18 protein-coding genes and 3 pseudogenes are annotated in these 22,738 nt (G+C 71.5%); 10 read left to right on the top strand and 11 right to left on the bottom strand.

Annotation, left to right across the window (positions count from 1 at the left end; translation table 11 throughout):
* The first annotated feature begins 105 nt into the window (after positions 1-105).
* Positions 106-1,389 (top strand): hypothetical protein, encoded by a 1,284-nt coding sequence (locus CP984_RS36965; protein WP_003982891.1) that lies wholly within the window; start codon positions 106-108, stop codon positions 1,387-1,389.
* An 87-nt stretch (positions 1,390-1,476) separates the two neighbouring features.
* Here the strand turns inward: CP984_RS36965 and CP984_RS36960 are convergent, their stop codons facing one another.
* Positions 1,477-3,468, bottom strand: a complete 1,992-nt coding sequence (locus CP984_RS36960) for an ABC transporter ATP-binding protein (protein ID WP_003982892.1) — start codon at positions 3,466-3,468, stop codon at positions 1,477-1,479.
* A gap of 313 nt (positions 3,469-3,781) precedes the next feature.
* On the opposite strand from CP984_RS36960, the gene CP984_RS36955 reads away from it, so the two are divergent.
* The 4 genes from CP984_RS36955 (at position 3,782) to CP984_RS36940 (ending at position 8,475) form a co-directional block, all read left to right on the top strand.
* Positions 3,782-5,185 carry a DUF5685 family protein gene (locus CP984_RS36955; protein WP_003982893.1) on the top strand — a complete coding sequence of 468 codons (1,404 nt, stop codon included), beginning with the start codon at positions 3,782-3,784 and terminating at the stop codon, positions 5,183-5,185.
* A 307-nt stretch (positions 5,186-5,492) separates the two neighbouring features.
* Positions 5,493-6,962 (top strand): amino acid permease, encoded by a 1,470-nt coding sequence (locus tag CP984_RS36950; RefSeq protein ID WP_202480042.1) that lies wholly within the window; start codon positions 5,493-5,495, stop codon positions 6,960-6,962.
* A 48-nt stretch (positions 6,963-7,010) separates the two neighbouring features.
* Positions 7,011-8,012 carry an SMP-30/gluconolactonase/LRE family protein gene (locus CP984_RS36945; RefSeq protein ID WP_032921056.1) on the top strand — a complete coding sequence of 334 codons (1,002 nt, stop codon included), beginning with the start codon at positions 7,011-7,013 and terminating at the stop codon, positions 8,010-8,012.
* A 214-nt stretch (positions 8,013-8,226) separates the two neighbouring features.
* Complete coding sequence (locus CP984_RS36940) at positions 8,227-8,475, top strand: WhiB family transcriptional regulator (protein ID WP_003982896.1); 249 nt, start codon at positions 8,227-8,229, stop codon at positions 8,473-8,475.
* 79 nt (positions 8,476-8,554) lie between these two features.
* On the opposite strand, the gene CP984_RS36935 is transcribed toward CP984_RS36940, so the two are convergent.
* Entirely contained in the window at positions 8,555-9,085 is a 531-nt protein-coding gene (locus CP984_RS36935; RefSeq protein ID WP_003982897.1) for a DinB family protein, read from the bottom strand.
* A 215-nt stretch (positions 9,086-9,300) separates the two neighbouring features.
* Here CP984_RS36935 and lepB point away from each other — a divergent pair.
* Positions 9,301-10,035, top strand: a pseudogene (gene lepB, locus CP984_RS36930) (signal peptidase I); the annotation flags it as partial.
* 147 nt (positions 10,036-10,182) lie between these two features.
* On the opposite strand, the gene CP984_RS41640 reads toward lepB, so the two are convergent.
* From CP984_RS41640 to CP984_RS36920, 3 genes are all read right to left on the bottom strand, one after another.
* Positions 10,183-10,332, bottom strand: coding sequence for a hypothetical protein (locus tag CP984_RS41640; RefSeq protein WP_156100329.1), 150 nt, complete (start codon positions 10,330-10,332; stop codon positions 10,183-10,185).
* 206 nt (positions 10,333-10,538) lie between these two features.
* A complete protein-coding gene (locus CP984_RS36925) occupies positions 10,539-14,768 on the bottom strand; it encodes a Pls/PosA family non-ribosomal peptide synthetase (protein WP_003982899.1) in 4,230 nt (1,409 codons plus the stop codon).
* 395 nt (positions 14,769-15,163) lie between these two features.
* Positions 15,164-15,802, bottom strand: a complete 639-nt coding sequence (locus tag CP984_RS36920; protein WP_003982900.1) for a rhomboid-like protein — start codon at positions 15,800-15,802, stop codon at positions 15,164-15,166.
* 269 nt (positions 15,803-16,071) lie between these two features.
* On the opposite strand from CP984_RS36920, the gene CP984_RS36915 reads away from it, so the two are divergent.
* Positions 16,072-16,422, top strand: coding sequence for a hypothetical protein (locus CP984_RS36915; protein WP_003982901.1), 351 nt, complete (start codon positions 16,072-16,074; stop codon positions 16,420-16,422).
* A gap of 140 nt (positions 16,423-16,562) precedes the next feature.
* Here CP984_RS36915 and CP984_RS36910 read toward each other — a convergent pair.
* The 3 genes and pseudogenes from CP984_RS36910 to CP984_RS36900 form a co-directional block, all read right to left on the bottom strand.
* A pseudogene (locus CP984_RS36910) lies at positions 16,563-16,823 on the bottom strand (CHAP domain-containing protein); the annotation flags it as partial.
* Positions 16,824-16,882: 59 nt separating this feature from the next.
* Entirely contained in the window at positions 16,883-17,341 is a 459-nt protein-coding gene (locus tag CP984_RS36905) for an OsmC family protein (RefSeq protein WP_003982903.1), read from the bottom strand.
* Positions 17,342-17,557: 216 nt separating this feature from the next.
* Positions 17,558-18,101: pseudogene (locus tag CP984_RS36900) on the bottom strand (aldo/keto reductase); the annotation flags it as partial.
* A 714-nt stretch (positions 18,102-18,815) separates the two neighbouring features.
* Here CP984_RS36900 and CP984_RS36895 point away from each other — a divergent pair.
* The 3 genes from CP984_RS36895 to CP984_RS41635 all read left to right on the top strand — a co-directional run bounded on the left by CP984_RS36895 (position 18,816) and on the right by CP984_RS41635 (position 20,355).
* On the top strand, positions 18,816-19,661 hold the full coding sequence (locus CP984_RS36895) for a DUF1684 domain-containing protein (RefSeq protein ID WP_003982905.1): 846 nt from the start codon (positions 18,816-18,818) through the stop codon (positions 19,659-19,661).
* A 38-nt stretch (positions 19,662-19,699) separates the two neighbouring features.
* Positions 19,700-20,104: a nuclear transport factor 2 family protein gene (locus tag CP984_RS36890; protein WP_003982906.1), complete on the top strand. Its 405-nt coding sequence runs from the start codon at positions 19,700-19,702 to the stop codon at positions 20,102-20,104.
* Positions 20,105-20,187: 83 nt separating this feature from the next.
* A complete protein-coding gene (locus tag CP984_RS41635; protein WP_156100330.1) occupies positions 20,188-20,355 on the top strand; it encodes a hypothetical protein in 168 nt (55 codons plus the stop codon).
* A 284-nt stretch (positions 20,356-20,639) separates the two neighbouring features.
* Here CP984_RS41635 and CP984_RS36885 read toward each other — a convergent pair whose 3' ends face one another.
* From CP984_RS36885 to CP984_RS36880, 3 genes are all read right to left on the bottom strand, one after another.
* Positions 20,640-21,188 carry a serine integrase family protein gene (locus CP984_RS36885; protein WP_003982907.1) on the bottom strand — a complete coding sequence of 183 codons (549 nt, stop codon included), beginning with the start codon at positions 21,186-21,188 and terminating at the stop codon, positions 20,640-20,642.
* Positions 21,077-21,394, bottom strand: a complete 318-nt coding sequence (locus CP984_RS42360) for a recombinase family protein (protein ID WP_165417076.1) — start codon at positions 21,392-21,394, stop codon at positions 21,077-21,079. The genes CP984_RS36885 and CP984_RS42360 overlap by 112 nt, the downstream gene beginning before the upstream one ends.
* A gap of 241 nt (positions 21,395-21,635) precedes the next feature.
* Positions 21,636-22,628, bottom strand: a complete 993-nt coding sequence (locus CP984_RS36880) for an aldo/keto reductase (RefSeq protein ID WP_003982908.1) — start codon at positions 22,626-22,628, stop codon at positions 21,636-21,638.
* Positions 22,629-22,738 lie beyond the last annotated feature (110 nt).

Here is a 22,738-nt window from a genome sequence, read left to right as displayed (position 1 = left end):
CCGCGTATGGCCTGAACACCGTCGAACACCCCTTCCGCAATTGACGGCATCACATGCCGCGGGCAGCCTTGCGTGCACCGAAACAGCGACGAGATGGGGACGCGAGTGACCGCCAACGGTAATGGCAAGTCCGCCGACGAACCGTACGTCATCACCGGCCGGGGGAAGGACGCCGCCCCCGCGAACGCCTTCTCCCTGTTCGCCGATATCAACTACAACGTGGGAGGGCCGCGCACCAAAATCCTCGTCATCCCGGTCAACGGCACAGCCAACAACTTCAGCGACTACGGATTCGACCAGAGCGACGACGGGGTGAGCAGCGTCGTCAACAACACCGACCGGGACAACATCCTTTTCACGCGGACCAACCAGGGCGGCTCGCAGCTGCCGGTGTCCGCCAACTCCTCGGTCACCGACCTGACGCGGATCCCGCTGTCCGGCAGTTCCACCGGCACCTGGAACGACCAGGCCCAGTCCGCGCTCGCCTTCAACAAGCCGGTGCCGCTGCCGGTGTTCACCGCTCCCCGGCCCAGCGCCCAGACCCAGGACCGCCGGCAGGCCGTCCAGGGCAAGGCGGCCCCCGACGTCCAGCAGGTGCTGCTGTACGAGGGCGCGAAGCCGCTGGGCACCTGCCCGGTCAAGGACAGCGTGTGGGAGTACACCCCGGACACCGACTGGCCGCTCGGCCAGCACGACCTCTCCGCCATCGCCGTGCGCGACGACGTGCAGTCGGGCAAGGCGCCCTTACGTTTCTACGTCACCCTGCCGACGCCCGTGGTGGACATCAGGTCCCCGCAGGAGGGCGCCGAGGTGGACAGCGGCGCCACCGTCGACGGCGTCGCGTTCAACGCCGACACGGTGCGGCTCACCGAGGGCGGCAGTCCGCTCGGCAGCGTCAGGGTGACCACCAACCTCTGGAGCTTCGGCCGCGAGGGCGGCTGGCCGCCCGGAAAGCACAGCGTGACGGCGACCGCCGTCAGCGGCAGCCAGGAATCGGAGCCGGACACCGTCGATTTCACGGCGGCCAACAAGAATCTGAAGGTCGAGTTCACTTTCAACTCTTCCTGGCAGGACTGGCAGACCCACAAGTACATCCACTCCTACGACGTCACCCTGTACGCCGGAGAGACCGATGTGAAGCACTGGAACGTCGGATTCGGCCAGCTCCCGGACGGTTCGGTGCTGGCCCCGGAATTCGAGGCGAGCTTCTGGGGGCTCATCATCAGTGACGGCTCGGACGGAAATGTCGTCCTCGGTTCGCCTCCGGAGGGCGTGCACATCGTCCCGGCGAAGGGACATCTGACCCTTCGCGTCCTGGTGCTCATTCCGACGCAGGAAGACGCGTACAAGAAACTGTACGGCCTTTTCGCGAAGTCACTGACGGATTAGCCGCGGCTGCGCACGGACGCGATCGCGGGGTTCCGGACCGGGTGGTCCGGGGCCCCGCGGTTCCGCTGCCGCGCGACCGCCGATCCGCTAATCCGCGGTCTTCGGGTGCCCTTCGCCATCGGCGGCGTCGCGCCTCCCGGAGCCGTCCGGTACGACGGTCGCGTACTGGGCCGCCTGAATCTCGTAGAGGGACCGGTAGTGGCCGCCGGCGAGGGCCATCAGCTCGGTGTGGGTGCCCTGCTCGATGAGGCGGCCGGCGTCGAGGACGTAGATGAGGTCGGCGCTCGCGGTGGCCGCGAGCCGGTGGGTGATCAGCAGGACGGTGGTGCCCCCGCCGGTGAGGGCGCGCAGGGCCCGGAACGTCTCGATCTCGGCCCGGGGATCAAGTGCGGACGTCGGCTCGTCCACGACCAGGAGCGCCGCTTCGCGGTAGCGGGCGCGGGCGCCGCCGAGGCGCTGCCACTGCCCGCCGGAGAGCTGGGTGCCGCGTTCGAAGCCCTTGACGACCAGGCTGTCCCAGCCGTGCGGCAGCGCGGTGATCATGTCCGTGGCGTCCGCGCCGTCCGCGGCCCGCTCGACGCGCCACTGGTCGAGCCGCTGGTCGCTGCGGCCGATGTGGACGTTGGCGCGGGCCGTCATCGGCCAGTGCGGGAAGTCCTGGGCCAGCAGCGCCACTTGACCGAAGACGGCCTCGCGGTCGGCGTCGCGGGTGTCGGTGCCGTTCCACAGCAGCCGCCCGTCGCCGGGCAGGTACAGGCCGGCGACGAGCTTGGCCAGCGTGGACTTGCCCGAGCCGTTGGCGCCGACCAGCGCCACGACCGTGCCGCGCGGGATGGTCAGGTCCACCTTGTCCAGGGCGGCCGAGGCGGCGCCGGGGTAGGTGAAGGAGACCTTCTCCAGGCGGACCTCCTCCAGCGGCCCGGACAGCGCGTCCCCGCCCTCGGGGATGGCGTGCCGCTCGGCGAGGGTGCAGGCATCCTCCCAGTCCTTGAGGTACATGGCCTCCTCGTAGAGCCGGTTGAACTGCATGACCAGCGCGAGCAGGCCGGCGCTGGAGGTCCGCACGGCGATCACGGCGGTGCCCGCCACGGCCAGCGGCATGCCGCCGCCGATCAGCAGGAGCCACAGCACGCCGTAGGCGCCCAGCGCCGCCAGGCCCGAGCCCGCCGAGGCGACGGTCTGGGTGGCGGCCTCGGCGCGGGCGAGCCGCTGCTGCTCGCGCTCCATCGTGCGGGACATGTCCGCGTACGCGTCCACCAGCAGGCGCCCGGCGCCGTGCACCCGGATCTCGGCGGCGCACGCCTGGTCGGTGAGCTTCTGGGTGATGACGGAGATGGCGCGGCGGTGCTCGATCCAGGTGTGCCGCGAATCGTACTGGCGGCGCGCCGAGAGCACGGCGCTCCACCCCTTCGGCGCGGCGACCAGGAAAAGCATCAGGACCAGCAGCGGGTGCAGCAGGAACAGCACCCCGGCGGCGGCGATCAGGCCGATCAGCGCGTTGAGGACGAGGATGGAGGAGCCGAGCATCATCCGGATCGAGTCGGTGCCGAACCGGCCGGCGTCCAGGGCCCGGTGCACCTTCTGGTCCTCCAGCGCGGCGAGTTCGACGCGGATCACACCCTGGTAGAAGCGGGCCGTGCAGACGCGCTCGATCTTCGGTTCCAGCTGTCCGGACGCCGCCGTGGACACCGCCGACAGCAGCGACGAGAGCACCGCGACGACGGCCACGGCCGCCAGGGCGGGCAGCGCCTGGCGCAGCCGCGCGGGCGTGGGCCCGGCCGCGAACAGCGCGACGAGCACCTGGTTGGTGGCCACCAGCGTGAAGGCGCGCAGCACGCCCTGGCCCCCCTCGGCACCGAGCAGCGCCAACAGCGCGGAGCGGTCCTCGCGCCAGGCGGCCCTGGCCACGGTGCCCATCATGGCGGGGAACTGCCGGGCCATCGCCCACAGCCCCATCCGCAGCAGCGGCATCTCGTGCCGCGTGAACGACAGGTCGTAGCGCAGGGCGCCGCCGAACAGCACCCGTTCGCTCTCGGACACCGGCAGCCCGGCGCGGGGCCTGACGCGGCGGCTCTTCATCGTCCCTCCGGGCGTGCGGCGGGTGCGGTACGGGTACGGGCGCCCCGGACGGCGCATGCGGGCGGGCGGGCCCGGGCGGGGTCCGGCCCGGTCGTCGCCGTCGCGGCATCCTTCATGGCTGCTCCTCCGGCTTCGGTCGTCGTGCCTGCTGCTTGCCCCGTCCGGCACGCCCCGGCACGCCCGCCGTCCGACCCGGCGGCCCCCTGCGCCGACCGGGCCGCACCGGCCACCCCCACCGGCCCCCGCCACGCCGGGTAATACGATTTCCAGCCACAACCGATCGTCACCGAAGTCTTACGGGGGTCTCTTTCACGTGTTCGGAATCGTCCGGCCCTGTACCCACCGCCTCTCCCAGGGGCTCAAGGCGGAGTGGATGGCCCACCTGTGCGGGTTGTGCCTCGCCCTGCGCGCTGATCACGGGCAGTTCGCCCGGGTGGTCACCAATTACGACGGGCTGATCGTGTCCGTCCTGACCGACGCCCAGACCGGCCGGGTGGCGGAACGGCGCCGGACCGCCGGGCCCTGCCCGCTGCGCGGCATGCGCACCGCCTCGGTGGCCAAGGGCGAGGGCGCCCGGCTGGCCGCCTCGGTCTCGCTCGTGCTCGCCTCGGCGAAGATCCGTGACCATGTCGCCGACCGGAACGGGCTGCTGCGCCGCCGCCCGGTGGCCGCCGCCGCGCGCAAGGTCGCGGCCGGCTGGGACCGGGCCGGTGCGCGCACCGGCGCCACGCTCGGCTTCGACACGTCCGTCCTCGTCGACGCGGTCGACCGGCAGGTGGGCATCGAGGAACTGGCGGGCCCCGGCACGCCGTTGACGGTCATCACCGAGCCGACCGAGACGGCGACCGCGGCGGCCTTCGCGCACACCGCCGCGCTCGCCGGACGGCCCGGCAACGCCGCGCCGCTGGCCGAGGCGGGCCGGCTCTTCGGGCGGCTGGCCCACCTGCTGGACGCGGTGGAGGACCGTACAACGGACGCCGCCGAGGGCGCCTGGAACCCGATCACCGCCACCGGCGCCTCCCTCGCGCAGGCCCGCCGGCTGTGCGACGACGCGCTGCACGGCATCCGCCTGGCGCTGCGCGACGTGGAGTTCGCGGACTCCAAGCTGGTCCACGTCCTGCTGGTGCACGAGCTGCGGCGGTCGGTGGACCGGGCCTTCGGTACGGGGACCTGCGCGCATCAGGGGCACGGGGCGGGGCCGTACGAGGGTCAGGCCGGGAACCCGTACGGCAACGGGTACGGGCCGGTCCAGCCCGGTCAGCCCACGCCCGGCTACGGGCAGGCGCCGGCCGGTGCCCCGTACGCCCACGGTCCGCAGCACCTCAACGGCCCGCAGAATCCGTACGCGACGGGCGGGCCGGTGCCGCCCGGGGGCGGCTCGGGTGCGGGCTACGGCGGCGGGCCGGGCGGTTCCGGGGGCTCTGGCGGGTCCGGGGGCTCCGGGGGCCAGGGCGGCGGTTTCGGGGGCGGCGGGATGCCGAACTTCACTCCCCAGCCGCCGAAGAAGCCCCGGGGCCTGCTGGCCGGCTGCGTGGTCGCCGTCGGTCTGTGCTGCACGTGCCAGGTCTGCTGCGCTTCGGAGTACGAAGGAGCGTGGTCGCGCAAGAAGCGCGAAGGCTGGTGCCAGGAGTGCTGCGACAGTTGCGACTGCTGCCCGGACTCCTGCTGCTGCGACGGCTGTGACTGCTGCTGTGATGGGGGCTGCTGCGACTGCTGATCGCGTAAGCACCACTGCCCGGCCTTCTCGTTCCACCCCCGTTGCGTCGCTACGCCCCCGTAGCGACGCAACGGGGGCGGGCGTACGTGCCGACGCCACCGGACAAGGACCGGCCACCTACGAGGACCGGCCAGATATCCGGACATCCGGCCGGAAGATCCTCGACACACACGCCTCCCTGGCCCTTTCCTTGCGCCAACGGCCCGTCCATCCCGTAATGGAGGCAGCTTCCGTGACGCGTACAAGGCAACTCCGCCGGGACGGCCGGACACCGTCCGGCTCCCCCGCCCCGGACGATCACGACGTCCTGCGCACACTGGGCTACACCCCGGTGCTGAAACGGCGGATGGGCCCCTTCGCGAACTTCGCCAGCTCCTTCTCCGTGATCTCCGTCCTGTCCGGCTGCCTGACGCTGTACGGATTCGGGCTGGCCACGGGCGGACCGGCGGTCATGATGTGGGGCTGGATCGGTGTCGGCATCATGGTGATGTTCGTCGGCGCCGGCCTGGCCGAGGTCACCAGCGCCTACCCCACCTCCGGCGCACTGTACTTCATGGCCGACCGGCTCGGCGGCAAGCGCTGGGGCTGGTACACCGGCTGGCTCAACCTCCTCGGCCTGCTCGGCGCGATCGCCGGCATCGACTACGGATGCGCCCTGTTCGCGGGCGCGTTCGCCGGCCTCCAGTGGGGCTTCGAGCCCACCCCCGGCTCCCTCATGGTCATCTACGTCTGCGTCCTCGCCCTGCACGCGGCCCTCAACCTCTTCGGGGTACGCCTGGTCGGCATCCTGAACTCGGTCTCGGTGTGGTGGCATCTGGCCGGAGTCGCCCTGATCGTGGGCGTGCTGTGGCTGGTGCCGTCCCGCCACCAGCCGGTCTCCTTCGTGTTCACCACGTTCGTCAACGAAACCGGCTGGCACAGCACGCTGTACGTGGCGCTGATCGGCCTGCTGCTGGCGCAGTACACCTTCAGCGGGTACGACGCCTCGGCGCACCTGAGCGAGGAGACCACCGGGGCCCAGGTGAACGCGGCCTGCGGCATCGTCCGCGCCATCCGCTGGTCCTGGGTCGCCGGTTTCGTCCTGCTGGCCGGGCTCACCTTCGCCATCCAGGACTACGCGGGCGTACGGAACACGCCGACCGGGGTGCCGCCCGCGCAGATCTTCCTGGACGCGCTGGGCGTCAGCGGGGCGAAGGCGCTACTGCTGGTGGTGATCGTCGCGCAGCTGTTCTGCGGCAACGCGGAGGTGGCGGCCACCTCGCGCATGGTGTTCGCGTTCTCCCGCGACGGCGCGCTGCCCGGCTCCGCCTGGTGGCGCCACGTGTCGCCGCGTACGGGCACCCCGACCCGCGCCGTCCTCCTGTCCGTCGCCGTCGCCCTCGTCCTCGCCCTGCCCTCCCTCTACTCCTCGGCGGCGTACGCGGCCGTGACCTCCATCAACGTCATCGGCATCACCCCGGCCTACGCCATCCCCATCTATCTGCGCCTGCGTCACCGCCACAGCTTCCGCCCCGGCCCCTGGAACCTGGGCCGCTGGGGCGTCCCGGTCGGCTGGGTGGCCGTCGTCTGGGTGGCCTTCGTGACCGTCCTCTTCTGCCTGCCGCAGTCCGCGCCCATTTCCCTCGCCACCTTCAACTACGCGCCGGTGGCCCTGCTCCTCGTCCTGTCCCTGGCCACCGCCTGGTGGGCCGTATCGGGCCGCCGCACGTACGAACTCCCGCCCGCCGCCACCGAACCCCCGGCCCCGCGGCAAGACGTGGACCGGACCGCCCCCTGACCGCCCGCCCCCTGGTACGGGCCGTCGCACCCGGGTAGTCAGGGGGGCATGGCCAACACACAGCAGACGAACCGGATTCCCCTTCCCATGCCGCCGCTGCGGGCGGTGCCGCTGGACGGGAGAGGCCCGGAGGACGTGGTGGTGGACGCGGTCGGGCGGGTGCTGACCGGGGTGGAGGACGGGAGGGTGCTGCGGCTGGACCTCTTCCCGAAGGAACCGCAGGGCACGGTGGCCGGTGTGCCGCGGGCCGAGGTGATCGCCCGCACGGGCGGCCGGCCGCTCGGGCTGGAACCGCTGCCCGACGGCGGTGTCCTGGTGTGCGACGCGCGCCGGGGCCTGCTGCGCGTCGATCCGTCCGACGGTACGGTCCGCACGCTCGCCGACACCGTCGATGGTGCCCCGCTGCGCTTCTGCAGCAACGCCACGGCGGCTGCCGACGGCACGGTCTACTTCAGCGTCTCCAGCCGCCGCTACCCGCTGGAGGACTGGCTCGGCGACATCCTGGAGCATTCCGGCACGGGACAGCTGGTCCGGCTGCGCCCCGGCGGCAGGCCGGAAGTCGTCCTGGACGGGCTCCAGTTCGCCAACGGCGTCGCGCTGGCGCCGGACGAGTCCTTCGTGACCGTGGCGGAGACCGGTTCGCGCCGGCTGACCAGGCTCTGGCTCACCGGACCGCGGGCAGGACAGCGCGACGTACTCGCCGGCGATCTCCCCGGCTACCCCGACAACATGTCGCGCGGGTCCGGCGGCCTGTTCTGGGTGGCGCTGGCCGCACCGCGCTCCACGAGTCTGGAGCGGCTGCATCGCGGCAAACCGGCCCTGCGCCAGGCCGTGGGAAGCGTGGCCCGGCACGTCCGCCCGAAGCCGGGCCCGCTCACCGGCGTCCTGGCGCTCGACGCCTCCGGCCGCATCGTCCACGACCTGCGCCGCCGCAGTCCCGACTACCGCATGGTCACCAGCGTCCACGAGCACGACGGCCACCTGGTCCTCGGCAGCCTCCACGAACGCGCCCTGGCCGTGTGCGCATTCCCTTCCGCATCACGCGGTTGAATCCCGCCCGCCAGGGAACCCGGGACACCCAGGCTCCACGTGCGGTCCCGTTCACCAGGGCGCCGCACCGGCCGACCACCAGAGCCCGCCGCCCCTTTGGCGCCGGGCCGGCCGGTGTGCCGCCCCACCGCGCGGATCCGGCCCGGTGCGCGCCGCCGCGGAGCCTGCGGAATCCGACAACAATCTCCTGGCGACTCGGCGAGGGAAAGCAGACATGGAGTGGTGGGAACAAGCGGCGTGCCTGGACGAGGACCCGGAACTCTTCTTCCCCGTGGGAGTAACGGGCCCCGCCGCCCAACAACAAGCGGACGCCAAGGCGGTATGCCGACAATGCCCGGTGACCGCCGAGTGCCTCGAATGGGCACTGGAGACCGGCCAGAACTACGGGATCTGGGGTGGTACGGACGAGGAGGAGCGCCGGAAACTGCGCAGCCGCCGCCAACGGAAGCGCTGGGCGGCTTGAGGGGCTGCGGCACTGTGGGACTTCTCCGTGATTGCGGGTGCCGCAGGCCCCGGCCGGTGCACAGAATTCCGCCCGGCGGCTATTCGCCGATGGTGCCGTCGGCGAGTTCGCGTGCGACGTCCAGATGTCCGGCGTGCCGGGCGTACTCCTGGAGGAGATGAAAGAGAATCCACATCAGCGTCGGGCGGTCTTCATCGGCCGGAACATGGCCACCGAGCGTGGCGGCGCTGTCCTCCAGCCGCGCCCCGGCGACGATGAGACGGGAGCGGGCGCACTGCTCCAGGAAGAACGTCCTGATGTCGTCGAACGTCTCGGTCGGCTCGACGTGCCACGGTTCGTGGCGGACCTTGACGTCGCCCCAGGGCTCTTCGACGGGTTCGCCCGAGAACCCCCACCGCAGCCAGCGCAGTTCCACGTAGGCCAGGTGTTTGAGCAGGCCGAGCGGCGCCCAGCCGGAAGGCAGCCGGCTGTTTCGCAGCTCCGCTTCGGACATTCCCTCGAGTTTGCGCAGTACGGCGTCCCGGTAGAAGTCGAGATAACCCGTCAGCAGCGCGCTCGGGTCACTGAGGGTTACCGGGGGCTCCGGTGGAGGTTCGATTCTGTGGACCACGCAGGGACATTAGGCCGCACCGAACCGTTCTGTCCATACATTTTTTCTTACGGTGCAATCGTCACTTTCTTACGGTGCGGGCCGTCATTCTCGTGGTAGGCCACCGGTTGGCCATCGCATAGTGTTGACCCTCTTGGGACGTATGCGAGGACGACCGGAGGTCACGTGAGCGCTCGGACCGGAGAGCAGGACGGTGGGTCCCGCACCAGGATGCGGGCGGCGAGGGCGGGAAATCCAAGGGAAAGCAGCGCTCCTTCTGGAAGGAACTGCCGCTGCTCGTCGTCATGGCCCTCGTACTGGCGCTCCTGATCAAGACCTTCCTGGTCCAGGCGTTCTCCATCCCCTCCGACTCGATGCAGAACACCCTCCAGCGCGGGGACCGGGTTCTGGTCGACAAGCTCACGCCCTGGTTCGGCGCCGAGCCGGGGCGCGGCGAGGTCGTCGTCTTCCGCGATCCGGGCAACTGGCTGGAGGGCGAGCCCGCCCCGGAGCCCAACGCGGTCCAAAAAGTCCTCGGCTTCATCGGCCTGATGCCGTCGGCCGACGAGAAGGACCTGATCAAGCGTGTCATCGCGATCGGCGGTGACACCGTCGAGTGCCGGCGGGGCGGGCCGGTCAAGGTCAACGGCAAGGCGCTGCACGAGCCGGACATCTTCCCCGGCAACAGCGCCTGCGACGACAAGCCGTTCGGGCCGTTCAAGGTGCCGGCGGGCAAGCTCTGGGTGATGGGCGACCACCGCCAGATGTCCTCCGACTCCCGCTGGCACATGGACGACCCGAAGACCCACGGTTTCGTACCGGTCGGGGATGTCGTCGGCCGTGCCGTCGTCGTGGCGTGGCCCCTCAACCGCTGGGCGACGCTGCCGGTCCCGGAGACCTTCGACCAGCCCGGCATCGACGACCGGCCCGCGACGGCCGCCCCGGGCGTTTCACCGGCTGTTCCGCGGTAGCCGGGGCTGGAGTTCTCCACAGCGTGAAGCCGGGGCTTACGGGCCCCGGCTTCGCGCTGCAAGACGGCTGCCGCCGGTCATCCCGAAGCGCCGCAGATGCACGCCCAGCTGCCGTCGCGGCTCTGGATGACCCGGGCGCCGCACCGGCTACAGCTCATCGGTGTTCTCGTCCTCGAGCGCGACGGCTGCCGCGCCGACCAGGAGGGCGATGGCGGCACCCGTTGCCACGACGGCGAGGGCGATGCGCAGCACCGGGCGCTTGGGCCGTCGGGCGGGCGGTGTGGCCTGCGGGGCCATGACGGCTCCCTTCGTGAGAGGTACGGTCCGGGGCCTCGGACGTGGCCGGGGCAACTGGAGACGCCGGTCCCCGGCACCTTAGGCAGCACTGTGTTGCAGCCACCCCGAGAGCATGTATCAGCCACCTCTCGGTCGTCGCGCAACAACATCACAGACACGTGAAGCAGTCCCTGAACTCGCAAGCCCCACCGCCGTCCCGGATCAGGTCAGGAGGCGCGGCGCGCCACGAGGGCCCTCCCGCTACCCGACGGCAGAGCCTCCGGTGTCCCGTCACGCGGCGGCAGCACCGCGCCGTGGCGTTCACCGGCGATCGGGTTGCCCGCCCACCGGGTGCCGGCCGGAACGCTCTCGCCGCGCATCACCAGGGACGCCGGCCCGACGGCGGCCTGCTCGCCGACCGTACTGCCCGGCAGCGCGATCCCGTGCGGGCCCAGTGAGGCGCCCGCCGCGAGGTGTACGGCGTCCAGCCGCATGATCCGGTCGTGGAACAGATGCGTCTGCAGCACACAGCCACGGTTGACGCTGACGCCGTCCCCGAGGGTGACCAGATCGGTTTCCGGCAGCCAGTACGTGTCGCACCACACGCCGCGCCCGATACGGGCTCCCAGGCTGCGCAGCCACCAGTTCAGCACGGGCGTGCCGGTGAAGGCGCCGGCCATCCACGGTACGGCCAGTGATTCCACGAACGTGTCGTACAGCTCGTTGCGCCACACGAAAGACGACCACAGCGGATGCTCGCCCGGCCGGAACCGTCCGACCAGCAGCCACTTGGAGGCAGTCGCCAGCAGCGCGGCCAGCAGGGCGCAGGGCAGCAGCAGCGCCCCGCCCAGCAGTGCCGCCCACCCGAACCCGCCGTCGCTCAAGGCGTACTGCTCACCGATCAGTACCGCTTCGGCCAGCATCACCGAGCACATCAGCGGCAGCACCCGGCACAGCTCGACGGCCGCCCGCGCCAGCACCAGCCGGCGCGGCGGCTCGAAGGTGCGGCCCGGGTCGGCGGACGTGGGAATCCGCGGCAGCGGTAGCGCGGGGCGCCCCAGCCACGACGAACCGGGCTTGCTGTGCGCGGGCGCATCCGACAGCACGCCGATCAGCGCCTGGTCCGGGACCTCCCGGCCGGGGCCGACGATCCCGGAGTTGCCGACGAACGCCCGCCGTCCGACACGTGCGGTGCCCAGACGCAGCCAGCCGCCGCGCAGTTCGTACGGTGCCACCAGGGTGTCGTCGGCGAGGAAGGCACCGTCCGCGACGGTGAGCAGGGACGGCAGCGGCAGCACGGTGGAGATCTCGGCGCGCCGGCCGACCCGGGCGCCGAGCAGCCGCAGCCACATCGGGGTGGCCAGGCTCGCGTACAGCGGGAAGAGGCTGCTCCTGGTGCCGTTCAGCAGCCGGGTGACCAGCCAGGCACGCCAGGCCACCGGGCCGCGTACCGGATACGTACCCGGCCGGATGCCGCGCCCCAGCAGCCGGACCACGGCGGCGACCAGCAGAATCCAGCACACCGTGGTGACGACGGCGATCGCGGGGGCCGCGGCGAACAGGCGCAGTGCCGCGTCGGAGAGCGTCGCGCAGTCGCGCACCAGCACGTAGACGCCGGCGAGCGCGGGCAGTGCGGCCAGCAGCGGCAGTACGGGCAGTACGCCCAAGGTCAGTGCGTAAGCGGCGGCCCAGCGCCGGGAGCGGGGCGGGCGGGAAGCGGGCCAGTCGCTGCCCGCCGTACGCGCGTCCTCCTCCTCGGCGGGCCGGGCGGGCGAGCCGGCCCAGGCTTCCCCGGCGGGTGCGATGCCGTCCAGGCAGCCGCCGGGCGCCAGTTCGGCGCCGGGGCCCAGCACGGCGCCGGGCATCAGCGTCGAGCGGTGCCCCACCCGGGCACCCGCCCCCACGGAAACGGCACCGACGCGAAGCACGTCCTGGTCCAGCCACCAGCCGGACACATCGGCTTCCGGCTCCACGCTCGCGCGCTCGCCCAGCTCGGCCAGCCCCGTCACCGGGGGCATGGCGTGCAGCGCCACATCGGCGCCCACGCGGCAGCCCAGGGCCCGTGCGTACAGCCGCGCCCACGGCGTGCCCAGCAGCGCGGGCACCCCGAACGCCGCCACTGTCCGCTCGGCGGTCCACAGCCGCAGATGGACCCGTCCGCCCCGGGGGTACGTGCCCGGGGTGATGGAGCGGGTGAGCACACGGGCGGCCAGCGCGCCGATGACGAACCGGGACGGGGCGCTCAGCAGCACCAGCCAGCCGGTGAAGACCACCCACCAGGAGGTGTGCGGCGCCCAGGTCTGCGGGGCCAGCAGCCCGAGTACGTTGTCGGCGGCGGCCAGCCCGACCGCGACGCGCAGCCCGGTCAGGCCGTACAGAAGGGTCTGGACGACGATCTGGAAGGCGCCGGTACGGCGCGGCACGACGCCTGCACGGCCGGGGCCCGTACGTCCCGGGCCCGTCTCTCGACGATCTGTTTGTCGTTTGTCGAGCCCCTTGCCGGGGCCTATCGCTTCGGCTGCACTGTCGTGGGTTCTTCCGTTGCCGGTGGCCTCCGTACCGGCGGGTGCCAGTGTCTCCAGGTGTGCGGCCATTTCCCGTAGCACCGGTCGCCGGTAGAGGTCGGCCACCGAGATGCCGGGGTAGTCGGTGCGCAGCCGAGAGGCCAGTTGGGCGGCGCTCAGGCTGCTGCCGCCCAGAGCGAAGAAGTCGCTGTCCGCGTCGGGCCGTACGCCCAGCAGCTCTTGCCATGCGTCGGCGAGGCGAGCGGCGGTGCCACGGAGAGCATCGCGCGGTGCGTCATCCTCCGCGGCTCCCCTGCTCTCCTTCTCCGCGTCCGGGCCTCCGGAGGCCGCCACGGGCAGTGGCCAGGGCAGCGCGTCGCGGTCCACCTTTCCGGAGGTACGGGTGGGCAGCTCGGCGACCTCGGCCAGTACGGGCACCAGCGCGGCGGGGAGCCGGTCCGCCAGGACCTTGCGCGCCGACTCGGGGCTGAAGCCCGTATCCGTACCGGGCCGGTCCTCCGTCACCACGTAACCGACCAGGATCCGCCCGCCGGACGGGGTGGTCCGCACCGCGGCGGCGGCCCCGCGGACTCCGTCCAGCCCGGCCAACGCCGCGTCGATCTCCCCCAGTTCGATCCGCCGGCCGCCCACCTTGACCTGGTCGTCGACGCGTCCGACGTAGACCAGCCCTTCGGGTTCGGCCCGTACCACGTCTCCCGTACGGTAGGCACGCCGCGCGTCGAGCGCCGGGCAGGGGCCGAAACGCTCGGCGTCCTTGGCACGGTCGAGATAGCGGGCCAGGCCCGCGCCGGCGATGACCAGCTCGCCCTGGGCGCCGTACGGTACCGGCGCTCCGCCGCCGTCGACGACCGCCAGGTCCCAGCCGTCCAGCGGGAGTCCGATCCGTACCGGCGCTCCGGGAAGCATGCGCTCGGCACAGGCCACGACGGTGGTCTCGGTCGGCCCGTAGGTGTTCCACATCTCGCGGCCCGGGGTGGCGAAGCGCTCCACGAGCCCGGCGGGGCAGGCTTCGCCGCCCACGATCAGCAGCCGTACGGCCGCCAGGGCCTCGTCCGGCCACAGCGCGGCCAGCGTCGGCACCGTGGAGACCACCGTGATGCCGCGCTCGACCAGCCACGGCCCCAGCTCATGGCCCGCCTTCACCAGCGAACGCGGCGCGGGCACCAGGCACGCGCCGTTCCGCCAGGCCAGCCACATCTCCTCGCAGGAGGCGTCGAAGGCCACGGACAGTCCGGCCAGCACCCGGTCGCCGGGCCCCAGCGGCCGGCCGCCGTCCCGCAGAAACAGCTCCGCCTCGGCGTCCACGAACGCCGCGGCGGCACGGTGGGTGACGGCGACGCCTTTGGGCGCGCCGGTCGAGCCGGAGGTGAAGATGATCCAGGCGTCGTCTTCCGGGGACGCGGTGGGGGGCGCGGTGGTGCCATCGGGCGGGGAAGCGGTGGGTTTCGGGGAAGCGTTGGCATCCCCGTCGGCCGCCGTGAGCCGTGGTTCGGCCGCGCCGTCGAGCACCGCGCACACTCCCGCCTCGCGGAAGACCGAAGCCGCCCGTTCGTCCGGGTCGTCGGCGTCGACCGGCACATAGGCGGCACCGCTGCGCAGCACGGCCAGGATGGACAGATACAGCTCCGCCGTGCCGGAGGCGACCCGCACTCCGACCCGGTCACCGGGCCCGATGCCATGCGTCATGAGGACATGGGCACGTCGGCCGACCTCCGCCGACAGGGCGCGGTAGTCGAGCACCTCTCCCCCGGTGTCGAGGGCGGGCGCCTCGGGGTGAGCGGACACGGAGGCGTCCAGCACATCGAGCAGGGTCCGCGGCGGGTGGGCCGGGGCGCCCCGGAAGACCGCCGCACCGGACCGGCGGGGCGCACCGGCTTCCGGCGGTTTCGTATCCGCGGGAGGGCGGGTGAACAGGGAAGGGGGCAGGAACATCGAGAGCCTTTGGTTCAGCGTGCAGACGGTCGAATGCCCCTGTGGGCATCCGACCGTATAGAGAGTTCACGCCGAGGCGGCGTTTACAGTTCCGCACCAACATTCTGCAAAATGTGGTCCGATTCCGCCGGAGTGGCGCGACCACGAGACCAGCGGCGGCATACCACGAGACGCATCCAAGAGCGGGCAAAGAATAAGAACCGTTCTTAGAAACGTTCGCTATGGCCGCTCATGGGAAGGTGAGGAATTCTTACGCCGGCCATACAGAAGGCAGGTCTCGCTTTCCGTCCCCGGGGAATGAGACGACCCCTGGCCGAGGGATGGGACGGCGCCGGGGGCCGCCCCCTGCCGACCAGTCGGACAGCTCGGTGTTGCGACCGCCCGGAGGGCATGTATCAGCCGCTTCTCGACTGTTCCACGAAGGCGTTACACGCCCCGGAATCAGCCGGGCGGCTGCTGCTTCGCCCGGCAGGCCCGTCCCGGAGCCAGCGGGTACGCGAGGCCAGGACGCCGAGCCCCAGTGCCACCAGGTGCCCCGCATCGGCCAGTTCCTGGTTGACCGTCCACGCGACGGCCAGGATCACGGCCAGGGCCGGCAAGCCGTAGCGCCGGGCGCGCTCGCCGCCCAGGGCCAGCAGGCACGCGACGGTGGCCACCAGGCCGTAGCTGATGCCGACGTCCTTCATACGGGCCAGGGCGCCCGGCATGTGCGCGAGCCGCATCAGCCACACGACGCCCTGCGTGAGCAAGGTCGCCGCCACATGCCCGAAGAAGAAGACACCCAGACCGCGCGCACTGCCCCAGCGCCACTCGGCGCGTCCGAGCGCCGCGGCCACCGCGCCGATACCGAGCAGCACGGGAACCCCGTCGACCACCAGGCTACTGGTCAGCAGCGTCCACCACTCACCGCCTTCGAGGTGGTGCACATTGCTGCTGTTGTGACGGATGAAGCGCTCCTGCTTGTGGGGCGACTGGGCGGCCAGCCAGGCGGCGGTGGCGGCGAGCACCATGACGTACAGCGCCGTCGCCGGCAACCTCGATACCGGGACCCACGGCCGAATCCTCACCGTGCTCTCGTCCTCCGCACCTTGCCCTCCCGCAATTGCCCATCGGCAGTTGGCACAGCCATGTTAGAGGACATTTCCGAGAGCGCCTTTCCAGTCGTCGCGCGAAGGTGCGACAAGGCCGCGCAGCCAAAGTGACGCATGCCACGCAACCATCCCGCCGCCTCCCGTCATCTACCCGGCCAGACATCATCCGCTTCTCCACCGCGTGGACCCGACCGCCCAAAAGAAAGCACCGCATGGAGCTCACCAGCAAAAAAGTGCTGCTCCTGGCCGTACTGTCCGCGGCAGCACTTTTCGTTCTCACCGTCTGGCTGTGGCCGCGCCTGTCCAAGCGCTCCTGGCGCTCGGTCCTCGGCCGCGTCGGCCTCTTGCTCGCAACCCAGCTGGCGATCTTCCTCGTGATCGGCCTCTGCGTGAACCAATCGATCGGCGCCTATGCGACGTGGGCGGATCTGCTCGGCGAAAACAAAAAACCCGGCACGGTGACCCATTACAGGACCGGCCCGAACGGCACCGAGCTCAAAGCACTCGGCACCGCATACGAGGGACCCGCGGGCGCACCCGCGAAAGCCCCCCACAGGTCATGACGACGCCGGACGCGCCGAGGCCGGTGGCCCGCCACTCCGGGAACGCGGCGGGTCACCTGCGCCCGGTCAGTCGGCCGCCGAAGTGACGTAATCGCTGATCTTCTGGGCGCTGTTGGCCCAGCTGCCGACCTTGTAGGAGCTCAGGTGCGGGTGCTCACGCTGCCCGGGGTGCCCTGGTTGCCGCCCACCACGGTGATCTTCGAGCCGGAGATCCGTACCACGTTCGCCACGTGGTCGTCCGCGACGGTCGCGGTGTGCTGGTTGTAGCGGATCGCGTCGCCGGCCTTCGGTTTGGAGTGCCTCGGGGCGCACTTGGTGAAGCTGGACGCCAGGTCGTCGAGCTTGTGCATCTTGCCGCCGTCACCGTTCTTCCACCACACCCAGCCGGCGAAGTCGGCACACCAGGCGTGCGCCTCGGTCCGGGTGAGGCTGTGGCCGGCTCAGCGCCACGGTCGGCGGATCACTCGCCCACCACCGTGGTGGTCACTTCGACAGGAACCGACAACGAGTTGGCGATGTAGCACGCGCGGTGAGCCCGTTCAGCCACTTCCTGGACCTTGGCCGCGTCGGTTCCGGCAGCCACCGTGACGGTGACCGCCAGGCTGATCGTTCCGAGGCGTGCGGGAGCGTCCGTCAGGTCGAGGTGGCTGGTCGCTTCGTCGTCGTACGACAGCACATCGATACCGGCGCGGGCGGCGGCACCGAGGAACGACAGCATCTGACACGACGAGGCGGCCATGACGACGAGTTGTTCGGGATTGAGCCGCCCGGCGTCGCCCCGGAACGCCGGGTCCGCGCTCAGTGCCACCTCCGCGTCCGCGGGTGGTGCGGTGGCGACGTGGTCACGGGAGTAGGAGCGGATGCCGGCGGCGGTGGAACCGTTCCAGTGCAGGTGGGTGGCGTAGGTGTGCGGACTCATGGCTGGACGGTAGACGCCGGTTCTTTCGGGGGACGCCGAAACGTCGGCGTGCTGCCGGTGGTGGCCGCGCACCGGCCGAGGGCCCTCGGCCGGTGGACGTCGCAGGCGGCCGGCCAGGGCCGGCCACCTCGGCGAACCGGCCCCACCAGGTGCGCACGGCGTAACGTGCGCACCCGCCGATCAGCAGAAGGGGATCGGCATCCCGCGGGGTCTCGCTCAGGCGTTCTCGTGGTGGAGTGCGTCCAGGACAGCGAGTTCGTCCGCGGACAAGGGCAGAGCACCGGCGGCCACGTTCTGGGCGAGATGGTCGAGGCCGCCGGTACCGGGGATGACCAGGACGTGGGGCCCCTGGTGCAGGGCCCACGCCAGCCGTACCTGGGCCGCGCTGACTCCGTGGGGGGCGGGCGATGGCGCGCACCTCCCGGCTGTCGTCGGCGGTCGCGCCCCCTTCGCGTCCGGGGCCGGCGATCGAGCAGAACGGCACGAACGCGATGCGCTGCTCACCGCAGTTGCGCAGGAACTTCTTCTGCTCGGGCGATGCGCCCATCCCGTACATGTTCTGTACGCAGACCACCGGTGCGATGGTCCGGGCCTCGGCGAGGTGGTGGGGGCGGACGTTGGACAGGCCCAGGTGGCGGATGAGGCCGGCCGCGCGCAGTTCGGCGAGTGCGCCGAAGCGTTCGGCGATGGAATCGATGCCGACGATGCGCAGGTTCACCACGTCCAGGTGGTCGCGGCCGAGCTGGCGCGGGTTCTCCTCCGGGTGTGAGTAGTTGACGTACGGGGGCCCCGGTGAGAACGAGCACGATTCGGTCGGCACGAGGGTGCTGATCCGGTTCTCGTACTCGCGGCGGGCCTTGCCCTGGGCCGGGACCGTGGGCACGCCCTGGCCGCCGTCGAGCGGTTGGCAGAGGGCGAGGAGCCGGCAGCGCACGGTCGGGACTGCGGTGACGCGCAGGGTATAGCCCTGACCGCGCCGCACGACTACCCCCTGAGCGAGCGCTGCGAGCTCGGCGGCCTCCAGCTCGGTGGCGCGGAGGAAGTCGGCGACCTTGCCCGGCATGTCGAGGGTGACCAGCATCTCCAGGGCCGGGGCCTCCGCGATGGCGGTGTCGCGTCCGGCGACATGGCGGCGACCGCGTCGACGCCGCCGCAAGTTCCCGGGCCAGTTCAGCACATCGCGCGGCCCCCGGAGATCGTGTTCTCCAGGGTGATGTCAGAGCGCGATCACCAGCACGGCGCCCTTCCCGCATTTGCCGTAACAGCAAGCAGCTTTGCTTATGTTCCCGGGGCGAGCGAACCATCCGAACCATCGACACGACCGGTCGGACCGCGACGGTCGGGCGTGCGCGGAGACGCGCCACATGACGGCATGCGGCGACCATCGACCGGCCGTCGAACCGGTCGGGGTTCCCGGCCGGCGGTAAGTCCTGACGGCGGTCGCGGGTGACCGCCGCCTACAGAGGAGAACACAGTGTCCAGCGATTGCTTCGGTAGCGACGGCGCGTTGACCGGGTACGACAAGTGGCGCCAGAGCCGATGGGAGGAGATTGCGGGCCCGGAAGGGAAAGCGAGCCTGATCGCCCATCGGCCGATCACGGAACCGGGGCAGGAAGTCCCCGAGGTTCCGGGACGGTGGACGTCCACCGGCTTCTCGGGAAGCCTGACGCTGACCGCGGCCCGGGCGGAGGACGTATCCGTCGATGGCCACGCCGTGGACGGCACGGTGGAACTGACCAGCGCCAGCCGCCTGTCCTTCCCCGGCGGGCGGCGCGGCACCATCGAGGAACTGCGGGGAGCCCATGCCCTGGCCGTGTGGGATCCGGCTGCGCCCACCCTCGTCGGCCTGCGCGAAATCGAGGCGTGGCCGTGGGACCCGGCCTGGGCCGTCAAGGCGGAGTACCGCCCGGCGGACGCCGGACGCCTCCTGGAGGTGACCCGGCTGACCAGCCCCAGCATGCGGGACACCCTCCCGGCCCCTGGTGACTTCGTCTTCGATCTGCAAGGCGAGCGGCACACGCTCCGGGCGTTCGATGTGGGCAGCGACACCCTGCTGATCACGTTCACCGACGACACCAGCGGCACGGACACGCCCGGCATGGGCCGGTGGCTGATCCTGCCCCGGCCCCGGCACACCACGGATACGGCCCGTATCGACTTCAACCGGGCCTTGATTCCCCACCACGTGTTCTCGGCGGCCTTCCCCTGCCCCCTGCCGCCCCGGGAGAACCACCTCCCTCTACGCGTCGAAGCGGGAGAGCGCGCCCCCGTCTTCGAAGAAGAAGCGGCCCCCGGCACCACAACCGGTCCCGCCGTCTGACACCCGCCGCAACCGGCACACCCCGAAAGGAAGAAACAATGACACCCGACCAGGACCTTCGCGCAGCAGCGGTGCACTACCTCCGGCAGTGGGAGGTACGGGACTACGCCACGATGCGATCCCTGTGCACCGACACCGCCACCGTGTGGCACAACGACGGAAGCGGTGACCAGCCGATCGACGAGAACATGGAACTGCTGAAGAAGCTGGCCGCAGACGTCGACACACTTCGGTACGACATCGTGCGGCAGTTCCAGGACGGCGACGAAGTGCTCCAGCAGCAAGTACTCCACCTGACCATGACCGACGGGTCCCGCAGTGACGTACACGCGGCGATGTACTTCCGGTTCGACGGCGGCCTCATCGACCGCATCGAGGAATACTTCAACGTCGTACCGCTCAACGAATCTATGCCGTCGTCCGGCTCGCCCGAACAGCGCTGATCGCGGCCGCTCCCGCCAAGCGGTCGGCTGAGGCAGGGCTCCGGACGCAGCACCGGCCTGGGCCCCTCGCCACCGAGCCCGTCGTGCATCAGCTGCATGGCGGGCCCGGCGGCCGGTGGGTCGACGGTGTCGCCCAGGAGCTGGAGCTTCTTCCGCCGGGCGGCCACCTCCGGGTGCGGCCGTTCACCGCCGTCGATCCGGCCTTGGCGCGCCGGGCAGCCCGGCAGGCCGCCCGGCTACGGGGTGGATAATGCACAGCTCACGCCCGTTGCCACCCCGGTATCCAGCGTCATTGCCGTCCGGAGCGTCAGCCCTCCTCGCCGGTGGCCACCTCCACGATCGCCCGTTGGGCCGGCCGGAGCTCCGTCTTGTCCAACGCGTCCGGCGCCGCCTTGAGGTTGAGGGGCGCGGCCCCGGTCGGGGTCCAGCCAAGGTGAGCCCAAAAGCCGCCACGGGATGATCTTGCGGTAGGCGGCTGGTCCGTCCCGGCGTCCTATCTCTGGCCCACGGTGCACAGTGTGCCGGGGCTCGCTGGTTACTGGTCGAGGTTGCTGACGCGGTTCGCGTACTCGCGGTGGGCCTTGCGCTGTGCCGGGGTCGCCGAGGTGCCGGGAGTGCCGTCGAGGGACTGGCAGTGGGCGAGGAGCTGGCGGTGTACCGCCAGGATGGCGCTGACGCGCAGGGTGTAGCCCTGGCCGCTCCCTACGGTCACGCCCTCGTCGCTGACGCCGTGGTCGCGTGCGAGGGCTGCGATGGAGCGGCCCTCCAGGTACGCGGTGCGCACGGCTTCGGTCTTCTCGGTCGCCACGGCAGGGCGTTGGCCGCCCTTGCTGCCCTTCGCCTCGGCAGCCCGGAGCCCGTCGTACGTCAACCCGCGTTGGAGGTCACGCTGGAGTTCGCCGGCGTCGGCAAGGGCCTGCACCATGAACTTCACGGTGGATAGCAGCCCTCCGGTACGCGGGTGGCGAGCGGTCAGGTCCATCGCGGAGAACGCGTCGTCGTGGATGCGCAGGGCGACCTGGTCGCGGTGGAGGACGTCGAGCACGTCGAGGATGCGGCCGGTGCCGCGCACGAGACGGAACATCTCGGAATGTGCACGGTGTCGCCCGGCCGTGCGTAGGTGAGCAGTTCGCGGAACTTCGGCCGCTGGAGGGGGTGGAGGCGGCTGGAGGTGCCCGGGTCCTCCTCGAGGACGACCGGATCCTCGATCCCGGACTCGTCCAGGACGAGGTTCTGCCGGGCGGTCGGCTGCTGGTCGGTCGAGACCCTCTTGTAGACCAGGTTCGCCATCGAGGGCCCCTTCCGTGCGGCGGATCGTAGCTGAGCGTCGGCGTGCTCGCGGTGGGCGCGGACGGGTAGCGAGCGCTGGTCTCCTACAGCGAGATCGCCCCGCGCCGGTGCGCGATCCTGGCCGTCGAGCAGGACGGGGCACCGCCGGCCCGGTCCCGGCTGGTCGTGACGGCGAGGTCACCGGTGGGCGCGACGTCAACGACGTCGTCGCGCTGGACGTCGTGCGCGTCGAGCCCGCCGGCTAGCCCCGAGCGACCTCAGCGGTGTGTGCGGGGGTGTAGCGCTCGCCCGTCACCTGGTCGCTCAGCGGGTCCAGCGCGGCCAGCGCCTCGGCGTCCAGGGTGAGCTCCAGCGCGGCCGCGTTCTGCTCCAGCCGGGCCGGGCTGCGGGTACCCGGAATGGTCGCCACCGCCACCCCGAGCCGCTCGGTCTGGGCGTACACCCAGGCCAGCGCCACCTGGGCGGGGGTGGCACCCAGCCGGTCGGCCACCTCGCGCACGGTCTGCGCGATCTTCTCGTTGGCCTCGCCCGCCTCGCCGGCGAAGCGGGGGTTGGTGCGCCGGAAGTCCTTCTCGCCCAGTGCGGAGCGGTCCAGGGCGCCGGTCAGGAACCCCCGCCCCAGCGGCGAGTACGGCACCAGCCCGACCCCCAGCTCGGCCATCACCGGGGTGACCGCCTCGACGTCGCGGGTCCACAGCGAGTACTCGCTCTGCACCGCGGTGATCGGGTGCACCGCGTGCGCCCGGCGCAGCAGCTCGCCGTCGACCTCGGACAGGCCCAGATGACGGACCTTGCCCGCTTCGACCAGCTCGGCCATCGCCCCGACGGTCTCCTCGATCTCCACGTCCTGGGGCGGGCGGTGGGCGTAGTACAGGTCGATCACCTCGACGCCCAGCCGCAGCAGCGAGGCGTCGCAGGAGCGCAGCACGTAGTCCCGGGCACCGCGGATGCGGCGTGCCCGGTCGCCGGCACTGCGGTCGATGCCGAACTTGGTGGCCAGCTGCACCTGGTCCCGGCGGCCGTGGATGGCCCGGCCCACCAGTACCTCGTTGTGCCCGGTGCCGTAGGAGTCGGAGGTGTCCAGGAACGTGATGCCCAGCTCCAGGGCCCGGTCGATGGTGGCCATGCCGCCGTCCCAGTCGGCGGCGCCGTAGCTCTCGCTCATCCCCATGCACCCCAGGCCCATCGCGCTGACGGTGAGACCGGGCGAGCCGAGCGTGGTTTTGGTGATCATGCGCGGATCCTCCTTCTGCCCGGCGGACCGGGCGGTACCTTGAGCACTGACGAACGCCTCGGACGCTAGGACTTGGAGCGCGCTCGAAGTCAAGCCGGAGGACCGGCCCC

The sequence above is a fragment of the Streptomyces rimosus genome (assembly GCF_008704655.1).
GTDB lineage: Bacteria > Actinomycetota > Actinomycetes > Streptomycetales > Streptomycetaceae > Streptomyces > Streptomyces rimosus.
The sequence above is the reverse complement of the archived record's forward strand: the minus strand, read 5'-3'. Positions and strand labels throughout refer to the sequence as shown.

Excerpts from the sequence above, each read along its gene's own strand:
- CP984_RS36940 (WP_003982896.1), top strand. The coding sequence starts at position 8,227 with ATGGAGTGGTGGGAACAAGCGGCGTGCCTGGACGAGGACCCGGAACTC.
- CP984_RS36960 (WP_003982892.1), bottom strand. The coding sequence starts at position 3,468 with ATGAAGAGCCGCCGCGTCAGGCCCCGCGCCGGGCTGCCGGTGTCCGAG.
- CP984_RS36890 (WP_003982906.1), top strand. The coding sequence starts at position 19,700 with ATGACACCCGACCAGGACCTTCGCGCAGCAGCGGTGCACTACCTCCGG.
- CP984_RS36905 (WP_003982903.1), bottom strand. The coding sequence starts at position 17,341 with ATGAGTCCGCACACCTACGCCACCCACCTGCACTGGAACGGTTCCACC.
- CP984_RS36925 (WP_003982899.1), bottom strand. The coding sequence starts at position 14,768 with ATGTTCCTGCCCCCTTCCCTGTTCACCCGCCCTCCCGCGGATACGAAA.
- CP984_RS36945 (WP_032921056.1), top strand. The coding sequence starts at position 7,011 with ATGGCCAACACACAGCAGACGAACCGGATTCCCCTTCCCATGCCGCCG.
- CP984_RS36885 (WP_003982907.1), bottom strand. The coding sequence starts at position 21,188 with ATGTTCCGTCTCGTGCGCGGCACCGGCCGCATCCTCGACGTGCTCGAC.
- CP984_RS36880 (WP_003982908.1), bottom strand. The coding sequence starts at position 22,628 with ATGATCACCAAAACCACGCTCGGCTCGCCCGGTCTCACCGTCAGCGCG.
- CP984_RS36915 (WP_003982901.1), top strand. The coding sequence starts at position 16,072 with ATGGAGCTCACCAGCAAAAAAGTGCTGCTCCTGGCCGTACTGTCCGCG.
- CP984_RS41640 (WP_156100329.1), bottom strand. The coding sequence starts at position 10,332 with ATGGCCCCGCAGGCCACACCGCCCGCCCGACGGCCCAAGCGCCCGGTG.
- CP984_RS42360 (WP_165417076.1), bottom strand. The coding sequence starts at position 21,394 with ATGGCGAACCTGGTCTACAAGAGGGTCTCGACCGACCAGCAGCCGACC.